6 protein-coding genes and 2 pseudogenes are annotated in these 8189 nt (G+C 67.2%); 4 read left to right on the forward strand and 4 right to left on the reverse strand.

Annotated features, from left to right (window positions below):
• Positions 1-170: 170 nt before the first annotated feature.
• From IG90_RS0138220 to IG90_RS46565, 3 genes are all read left to right on the forward strand, one after another.
• Positions 171-998, forward strand: a complete 828-nt coding sequence (locus IG90_RS0138220; protein WP_411572666.1) for an SbcC/MukB-like Walker B domain-containing protein — start codon at positions 171-173, stop codon at positions 996-998.
• 125 nt (positions 999-1123) lie between these two features.
• Entirely contained in the window at positions 1124-1516 is a 393-nt protein-coding gene (locus tag IG90_RS46560; RefSeq protein ID WP_267958714.1) for a TIGR02679 domain-containing protein, read from the forward strand.
• Positions 1517-1553: 37 nt separating this feature from the next.
• Positions 1554-2276, forward strand: a complete 723-nt coding sequence (locus IG90_RS46565) for a DUF2399 domain-containing protein (RefSeq protein ID WP_267958715.1) — start codon at positions 1554-1556, stop codon at positions 2274-2276.
• A gap of 41 nt (positions 2277-2317) precedes the next feature.
• Here the strand turns inward: IG90_RS46565 and IG90_RS44130 are convergent.
• The 4 genes and pseudogenes from IG90_RS44130 to IG90_RS0138245 form a co-directional block, all read right to left on the reverse strand.
• Positions 2318-3125 (reverse strand): annotated as a pseudogene (locus IG90_RS44130) (IS5 family transposase).
• Between the two features lie 251 nt (positions 3126-3376).
• A complete protein-coding gene (locus tag IG90_RS0138235; protein ID WP_030595706.1) occupies positions 3377-3721 on the reverse strand; it encodes a hypothetical protein in 345 nt (114 codons plus the stop codon).
• A 106-nt stretch (positions 3722-3827) separates the two neighbouring features.
• Positions 3828-5576, reverse strand: a complete 1749-nt coding sequence (locus tag IG90_RS44135) for an RHS repeat domain-containing protein (RefSeq protein ID WP_483414618.1) — start codon at positions 5574-5576, stop codon at positions 3828-3830.
• Between the two features lie 115 nt (positions 5577-5691).
• Positions 5692-7227, reverse strand: coding sequence for an ISL3 family transposase (locus tag IG90_RS0138245; RefSeq protein WP_030595711.1), 1536 nt, complete (start codon positions 7225-7227; stop codon positions 5692-5694).
• Positions 7228-7323: 96 nt separating this feature from the next.
• Between IG90_RS0138245 and IG90_RS0138250 the strand changes: the two are divergent.
• Positions 7324-7596: pseudogene (locus IG90_RS0138250) on the forward strand (transposase); the annotation flags it as partial.
• Between the last annotated feature and the right edge of the window lie 593 nt (positions 7597-8189).

The raw sequence follows: 8189 nt of genomic DNA on the forward strand, positions 1-8189 counted from the left end.
CAACGATCACCGATCGCCTTCGAGAAGGGCTTCCACCTCACACCAACTACGCTGGCACCAGCCGCATAACCCGTGTTCAGGATTCGGGGTCAAGGCCCACGATCGGGGGATCTGCCATGCATCTGAGCCGCGTGAAGGTAAGCGGTCTGCGCGCGAGCGCAGAGACTCCAATGAGCTGCGACCTACCCGGCAGATTCAGCGTGCTGATCGGTGCGAACGGTGCGGGCAAGACGACGCTCACAGACGCTCTCTACCTCGCACATCCAGGGAGCCGGTTTCCCGTGCTGCCGAGGCCGACTTCGGCTGGTCTGGCATCACCTGATGCCGATGTGGAGCGCAGCGTAGACATCACCTATGCCCTGGGGGACGACCTCGCTGCGGAGGGTCGTCTCGGCCGCGAACTTCACACCACGGGCCACCGGCGCCTCGGTGGAGACGCTGAATCCTGGAGTGTTTCCCTTCACCGTCAACTGGGGACGGTCGCCTCTCGCCTGGCCAACAGCCGCCGGATCGAGGACGCCCGCCGTGCCGACCCATCAGCCGGCTACGCCGCCCATCTGCGGACCGCGCTGGACTACCGCGACTGGTTCCGCTTCCACACCTTCGTGGTCGAGGACGCGGCCCCGGGCCGCCGTCGGAAACTGACCGGCCGGACCGGGCTCAGCCAGGGCGAACAACGGGTCCTCTCCTACCTCGTCCTCTTCGCCGCAGCAGCCGCCCACTTCACCAGCCTCGCCGAGTCGGCACCGCACGCACCACGCTTGATCCTCCTGGACGACGCCTGCGCCAAGGTCGATGAACCCACCCACGGCCGGCTGGGCCGTATCCTCGTCGACCTCGATCTCGACTTCGTCCTCACCAGCGAGCGACTCATGGGCAACTGGCCCGAGGTTCCGTCCCTGCACATCTACGAGTGCCTCCGTGATCCCCACGTACGCGGGGTGGCCACCCTGCACTACACCTGGAACGGCCGGCACCGGCGTCTGGTGTCCGTATGAGCGGGCTGCCCGCCGCAACGCGCGACTGGCTGACGGGACCTGGACTCACCCGGCTCTGACAGGGGGCACGTAGACGCCTGGAGAGCAACGGCGTGCAGGCCACGGGTTCGCTAAGGCTGACCGCGATGAACGCCCAGGAACGCAATGACCTGTCTCTCCTGCTGGGCAAACCCCTCACAGGTGCCGCCGTGACCGTACGGCTCGACGTCCTCGACGCACGGCTACGCGCTTCAGTTGCCGGAATCGGACTCAGACAGACCCTGGAAGAACTCGGGCCGCCGCTCACCGACCGCCGTGCCGCCCGCGCGGACGTGGCGGCACGGCGGGAGCAGGTGTGGTCGTCCCTTGCCTCGTCACTGGACGCCTCCCCGCTCGCCAACCAAGAATGGCCCCGGCAGTGGTACGACCTGCTGCGCCGTACCGGTGTTCCGAAAGGAGTGACGCCTGAAGCGGCGATACGGACACTCCAGCAGGCGGTCCAAGTCCTCACCGCTCTTCTTGGACCCGAAGGGAACTGAACGCAACGGCACATGCGGCCGAGGAGAACTCGCCGCCATGACGACCGGCTCCGCCCACGGCTTGGACGACGGCACCTGGCTCGCGCGCCTCGTCCAACGTGGCGTCGCCCTCGCCCATGGCACCGAGTTCCCAGACGACGCGGCCGGCCGACGCACTCTGTGGCGACTGGTGTCCGTCACGCCGGACGAGGTCTCCAGCACGGTGCTCACCTACGGGCTGCGACCCGTCGGCGAGGGCTGGCGGGAGCATGCTCTGCGGGAGCGAGCTGACCATCACTGCGAAGTTCACGTCACACCACGCGACCTCCATGACCTCCGGCTGCAGCTCCCCGCCGCGACGCTCATCCACATCTGTGAGAATCCGCGCGTGGTGGAAGCCGCGGCGGACGCGGCCTGCGTGCAGCCCATCGTGTGCACCTCCGGCAGCGCCGCCACCGTGGTCTTCACGCTTCTCGACGCCCTCGCCGCTACAGGTTGCCGCTTCGCGTACCACGGTGACTTCGACTGGCCGGGGATCGCTCTGGCCAATCGGGTCATCCGCCGCTACGAAGCCCTGCCGTGGCGCATGGGCACGGAGGACTACGAGCACCTGGCCGCACGCAGTCAGGTCGAAGGCATCCCTCAACTGGCACTCGACGGACAGCCGGTCGACGCGGACTGGGACCAGGACCTCGCCCCCGCCATGACCGCCCTCGGCGTCGCGCTCCACGAGGAGGCCACCCTCGATCTGTTGGTGGCAGATCTGTCACGCCAGGTGTAGCGCGGCGTCGGCATCATGCCGAACTCGCCTAAGAAGTCATCTCATTTGGTGAGTCTGCGGTAGCAGATGAGGGTGCAGGCGATGCTGGTGAAGGCGAGGAGGTGGTCGGCCTTGCGATCGTAGCGTCGGTGGAGTCGTCGGCAGCCGGCGAGCCAGGACATGGTGCGTTCGGCGGCCCAGCGGTGGCGGCCCAGTCGTTGCGAGGACTCGGCTCCCTTGCGGGCGATGCGGTGGGTGATGCCGCGTTCGCGCAACCATCGCCGCAGGTGGGCGTAGTCGTATCCCTTGTCGGCGTGGAGTTTTCCGGGCTTGCGCCGTCGCCGGCCGCGGCGTGAGCGGATCGGGGGGATGCCCCTCACGAGCGGGATCAGGGCCTGGCTGTCGTGCAGGTCGGCCCCGGAGATGCCGATGGATATGGGCAGACCTGATCGTTCCGTGATCAGGTGGATCTTCGAGCCGTACTTGCCCCGGTCGACAGGATTCGGACCTGTCAGGTCCCCCTTTTCAGGGCCCGCATGTTGACCGAGTCGATCGCGCACCGCGACCAGTCCAGCTCACCACGGGCACCGAGTTCGTCGAGGACCAGGCGGTGGAGCTCGGCCACACCCTGGCCTTCGACCACTCCGAGAACCGCCGGTGGGCGGTCGCTCCGGACGGGCCGAACGCCACCGAAGGCAGCTGCTGCCAGGTACAACCCGACGTGGTCACGAAGACGATCGCGGCCGGCACTTCCCGGTCACCGTGCCGACGCCGACCACCACCCTGCGGCCGCGACGGAGCCTCCGGCACCACTCGCTGGAACAACTCCCACAACTCGTCCGGCACCAGCCGCTCAACGATCCCCACCATGACCCACAGAATACCGAACTACCCAAATGAGATGACTTCTTAGTGACCCACCCGGGCCTGATCATCAAAGCGCCGTGCCCCGACCGGAAGGCCGGGGCACGGCGTATTCCCGTCCTCCCCCGTAAACGCTCCGAGGCGTTTCGGTAGTGAGTGTCAGAGGACGGGCGGCACTCAGGGCTTACCCACGCCTGGCACGGGCTCCCAACCGACGGATTCCAGGCCCGGTGTGTGTACCGAGTCGTTGGGCGAGGTTACGAGTTCTTTCTGATCTCGTAGCCGTACGGTTTGTCGACGTTCGTGCTGAAGAAGAGCACCTGTGGCGGGCCGTCCTCGGCGACCATGAGGCTGGCGACCTCCTCGTCGGTCGGGAATGAGCCGCCGGCGTCGATCATCAGGAGCAGGGTGTCCTCGTCGACGTCATGCTGCTCCCAGGTTCCCGCACCCGAGACCCTGGTCGCCCCGTTCCGCGGCTCGCTCCAGGTGAATGCGATGGACTCGACGGGAATCCCCTTCATGCTGAACCGGCCATCCGCGTGGAACTCGACCCGGCCGCCGCCGCTCCCGGTCCAGACGCCCGGCAGCCCGTCGGTGTCCACGGCCGAGGTACCGGCAGTGGAACACCCACTCAGGGTCATCGCCAGCCCCAGAGCCAGGGATATGACGGCGCAACGCGCTCTTCCCACCGACATACTCCCCATACCCCTACTTGTAGATGGTCTCTTGCCAGCGGATCTCGACCCGGTAGCCGGCGAAGAATCCTCCCATGTGTTTGGGACCATTGTTGGCGGCCTCCTGCCACTTGGCATGCATCGGTATGAAGGACTCGTTGTTGATGTCCGTGGTGGCGGTGTACTTCACCGTGAGCGTGCTGCCCTTGCTCTCGGTGATCGTGTACTGGAGGTCGTAGGAGCCGAGTACTCCCTGAGCCTTCCTGTCCTTCTTCCCTACGAGCAGTCCGCCGACGTCGGAAGCGTAGAGACCGACGAGTTGGGCGAGGTTTCGGTTCTGCCCCTCGGCGTTCTTGGTGGTGCTGTACTTGGTTTTACCCTTGAGGGCTCCAGTGTCGCGGAAGGTGTTGGCCACGAAGACCCGCGCGTCCTTCATGCTGGTGCTCTCGATCAGGTTCTGGGTGATCGTGTCGTCGCCGTCGTACTTCGCGTCCGGGAGCGTGATCGCCTGCTTGGAAGACTTCCAGTGGAAATCAGCGCCCCAGGCCCAGCGGAACGCGAGTGACCAGGGACCGTCGCTGTTGACCTTGCCGTCGCCCCCGTGCTCGTTGTTCACGAGACTGCCCGACGGCAGACGGCACATCGCCTGTGCCTCCATGAACATCTTCTGCAGCTTCTGCATCTCGGGGCTGACCGGACCGGTGAACAGCAACGGCATGGGGTCAGGGCCCATGAGCAGCGGCGGCTGCTGCACCAGCGGGAGCGTGGGAATCCCGGTGTAGCCGAGCGGGCCGCTCCAGGACGTGCCCGAGGTGCCGGTGCTGCTGGCGCCCCATAGCGGGGGGGAGACGGTCTCCTCCACCTTCTCCACCCCGGTCGGGCAGTCCACGCCCATGGTGCAGGAGAAGCTGCCCAGGCCAGTGGGATCGGACAGCGTGACGGGGTTGTTCTCGGCGTAGCCGTAACCGGCGAGCGACTGGTGCTTCTCGGTCTCCAGCAGCGAGTCGACGCTGATGAACCGGCCCAGCTCGGCGTCGTACTCACGGGCGTCGAGATGGGTCAGACCGGTGGACCGGTCACGTGTCTTGCCCAGGAAGGACCGGTCGTCCACCCAGGATCCGACGGCGCCCGCCCGCTCCACGCCGAAGGCGGTCAGATAGCGCTTGGTCACCGCCTGCGTGTCGGAGGCGATAGCCAGGCTGGAGGTGCCGTGCTGGTCACCGGCCAGGTAGAAGAGCTTGTTGGCGCCGCTCTGGTTGGTGCGCACGGCGACGGACAACTCGGTCGATCCGTAGAAGCGCTGGGCCCAGAAGGTGCCGTCGCTCTTGAGATGCAGCTCCGTGGCGCCCGCGTACAGCACCCGCTCGCCGTTCTTCTCGCCGCGGATGAGGAGGTTGCCGTCCGCGTCGTAGAGATAGTCAGTGGTGCGGGTTCCCTCCGTGAGCTTGGAGAGCTTGCCCTCGGCACCCCATTCCAGGGCCTGCTTCCCGGTCGCTCCCGGACGTGAGTCCGTGTTCCCCGCGTCGTCGTAGGTGTACGAGCGCTCGGGCTGGGCGCAGTTGCCCTTGGCGCTGACACCGGCGAGGGTGTGCGGCTGCTTGTCGCCGCCCCGGTAGCAGTAGGTGTCGGTGGTGTCCCCGCCCGGCTTGTGCTGGGTCTCCGTCTTGCGCTGTCCGGCCGTGTCGTAGGTGTACCCCGTCCAGTACGGCGCGGGCCCCGACAGCTTCGTCGCGTCACGGGGGTCCGAGCACTTCTGCGAGGAGGGAGTCCACGCTTCGGTCAGGCGACGGAAGCCGTCGTAGGCGAAGCACTGGGCATCCGCCTTGCCGGTGCCGCCGAGGGTGGGACTGTAAAACGTTCGGCTCTGGCCCGTAGTCGGTGGTGACGCCGGGTTGCGGTCAGGGTAGGAGGATGCGGTGCCGGAGGAGGTCGAATCCGGCGCGTCCGTGCATCTGTCTCATGATCCTCTTGGTGCGGGTGTTGACGCCCTCGGTGCGGCCGTTGTGGTAGGGGAGGGTGAGGCCGGCGTCGACGGCGGCCCGGTCGATTTCGAGGCCGTTGGTGAGACTGCGCAGGTGAGGCATGGCGGCGGCACGGGCGGCGGCAATCCACTCGGTGAGTTTCACATCGTTGCCCTCAGCCGGTTTGAGCAGGGCGGCGAAGCCGCGTACGAGATCGGCGAGCGCGGTCATCTCCGGGCAGGCCGCGGTGATCTTCTCCAGCAGGGCGGTCTCCTTCGGGCGCAGATTCTCGGGGTCGGTGAGCAGGAGGCGGCTGGCGTGGCGCGGGGTGGTGACGGGGCGGTCGCCTTCGGCGCGGCCCTGGTTGAGGTAGCGGACCAGCAGGTTGGCGCTGCCGGTGTAGCCCAGCTCCCGGATCTCGCGCAGTAGGTGGGTAACGGGGATGGCGGGGTCTGCCTGGCGCCGTTCGCGCAGGTGGTCGCGGTAGGGGTCGACGATGGTGGGCCGGTAGGAGGGGGCGATGCGCAGGGCGGTGGGTTCGGGCATGCGGGCGTAGCGTTTGACGGTGTTCAGGGCCAGTTGCAGGCGGCGGGCGCATTCGAGCAGGCCGACGCCCTGGCCGAGGAGGTCGTGGATCTTGTTCCAGCGTTCGCGGGTGGTCTGCTCGCGTACTCCGCCGGGGCGGGGCGGGTTGATGGTGGCCCAGCAGCCGGCGTGGGCGCGGACCTCGAGCTGGACCTTGTCACAGAGGTTCCGCCAGAGGTGCCATCGGTCGCTGACCTGCACTGCGTCGGGCAGGGCGCGGCGGACGGCCTCGGCGTAGGTGGCCGATCCGTCCCGGCACACGACCTCGACTCCGCTGCCGTGCTCCCGCAGCCAGGACTCGAGGGTGGCCGCCTCGCGGTCGGGCAGGACCGCGACGCGTCGGCCGGTCTCGGCATCCGTGATGATCGTGGCGTATCGGTGTCGGCGGCGCAGGGCGAAGTCGTCCACGCCGATCACTTGCGGGACCGCCTGCTGCGGCACCGGCAGGCGCCGCAGATGGCGCAGCGCGGTGCTGCGGGAAACGGGCATGGCCAGCAGGGCAGCCATGCGTGCCGCCGCCCGGCCGCATAACTCCCGTGCCACCTGCGATATCTGGCCCGCTAGCCGCACTGTGCGGCGCTGATGGCGCTCCAGCAACCCGGTAATCTGCTCGCGGAAGGTCTGCCGTCGGCAGCCCAGCACCGGACAGACCAGCCGCCGGACCCGGACGCGGACGAGGACCGGGCGGCCATCGACCGGCACGTCCGTCACCATCCGGCCGTAGTATCCGTGCACCTTCGCCGTCGGCGTCCCGCACACCGGACACGGCACCGCGTCTTGCCGGGTGCGAGCCGTGACCACCACCACGTCACCGCCGTCCGTCACGCCCTCCACGACCAACGCCGACAACCCCGAAAACACCGTCGCTATTAGGGAGTTCACATCCATCACGCGACCATGATCACGAAGGCTACCCGGCGTCACCACCGACTACGAGCCAGAGCCAAACGTTCGGTGTAACTCCCGATCATGGAAGATGCATCGATGACCAGCGACAACGTGACCGAGGCCGAGGTCGGCGAACCGTCTGAAACCGCGCCGGTGAAGTCTGTGGACGACCGGCTGATCGACGAGTTGGTCGACCGGGCTCAGGCCGAGGGCCTTCAGCTGACCGGCGAGGGCGGGCTGCTCCAGCAGCTGACGAAGCGGCTCCTGGAGTCCGCCCTCGAGGGCGAGATCACCGACCACCTCGGCTATGACAAGCACGATCCGGCAGGGAAGAACAGCAGTAACTCACGCAACGGAACCCGGGCCAAGCCCGAGTGGCTGCGGACCGTCGCGTCACCAATGCCGATGGGCTTTGGCTCGCTCCCGTCCAGTGGAACACGCATGATCCGTTTGCCATCCGCAAACCGCCGCAGCAGCAGGCGAGGGACAGTGTGGTGATGGCGCTTCAACTTCGGCTTGCCTGGGTTCGTGCCCATAGGAAGACGATACGGACAGGCCCTGACACCGTCATGGCCTTTACGGCGCGACAGACATCCGCTGTGTCGTGTGGGCCAGCTCCGTCTTCACCCGGCGGAGCATTCGCGTCTGCGCGACGGTCCCCCTCTCCCAGCCCCTACCCCGAGGGTCCTGGGCCTGTTGTTGGTCCTGTTCAGGCCAACAACGACACCAGGCTGACCGTGACCCGCCTCCCGAGCAGGGCCCGGATCATCTCGGTCCCCAACCCCGAGAACCCTGCCCGGACCCACGTCAACGTCATCGGGCCGATCGAGAGCTCAACCCCATGAAGCGCCTGAAGAAGATCCTGGGCCTTGACCCCGAATCCTGAACACGGGTTATGCGGCTGGTGCCAGCGTAGTTGGTGTGAGGTGGAAGCCCTTCTCGAAGGCGATCGGTGATCGTTG

The sequence above is a fragment of the Streptomyces anulatus genome, assembly GCF_000721175.1.
Lineage (GTDB): Bacteria > Actinomycetota > Actinomycetes > Streptomycetales > Streptomycetaceae > Streptomyces > Streptomyces anulatus_C.

Excerpts from the sequence above, each read along its gene's own strand:
- IG90_RS0138220 (WP_411572666.1), top strand. The coding sequence starts at position 171 with ATGAGCTGCGACCTACCCGGCAGATTCAGCGTGCTGATCGGTGCGAAC.
- IG90_RS46560 (WP_267958714.1), top strand. The coding sequence starts at position 1,124 with ATGAACGCCCAGGAACGCAATGACCTGTCTCTCCTGCTGGGCAAACCC.
- IG90_RS46565 (WP_267958715.1), top strand. The coding sequence starts at position 1,554 with ATGACGACCGGCTCCGCCCACGGCTTGGACGACGGCACCTGGCTCGCG.
- IG90_RS0138245 (WP_030595711.1), bottom strand. The coding sequence starts at position 7,227 with ATGGATGTGAACTCCCTAATAGCGACGGTGTTTTCGGGGTTGTCGGCG.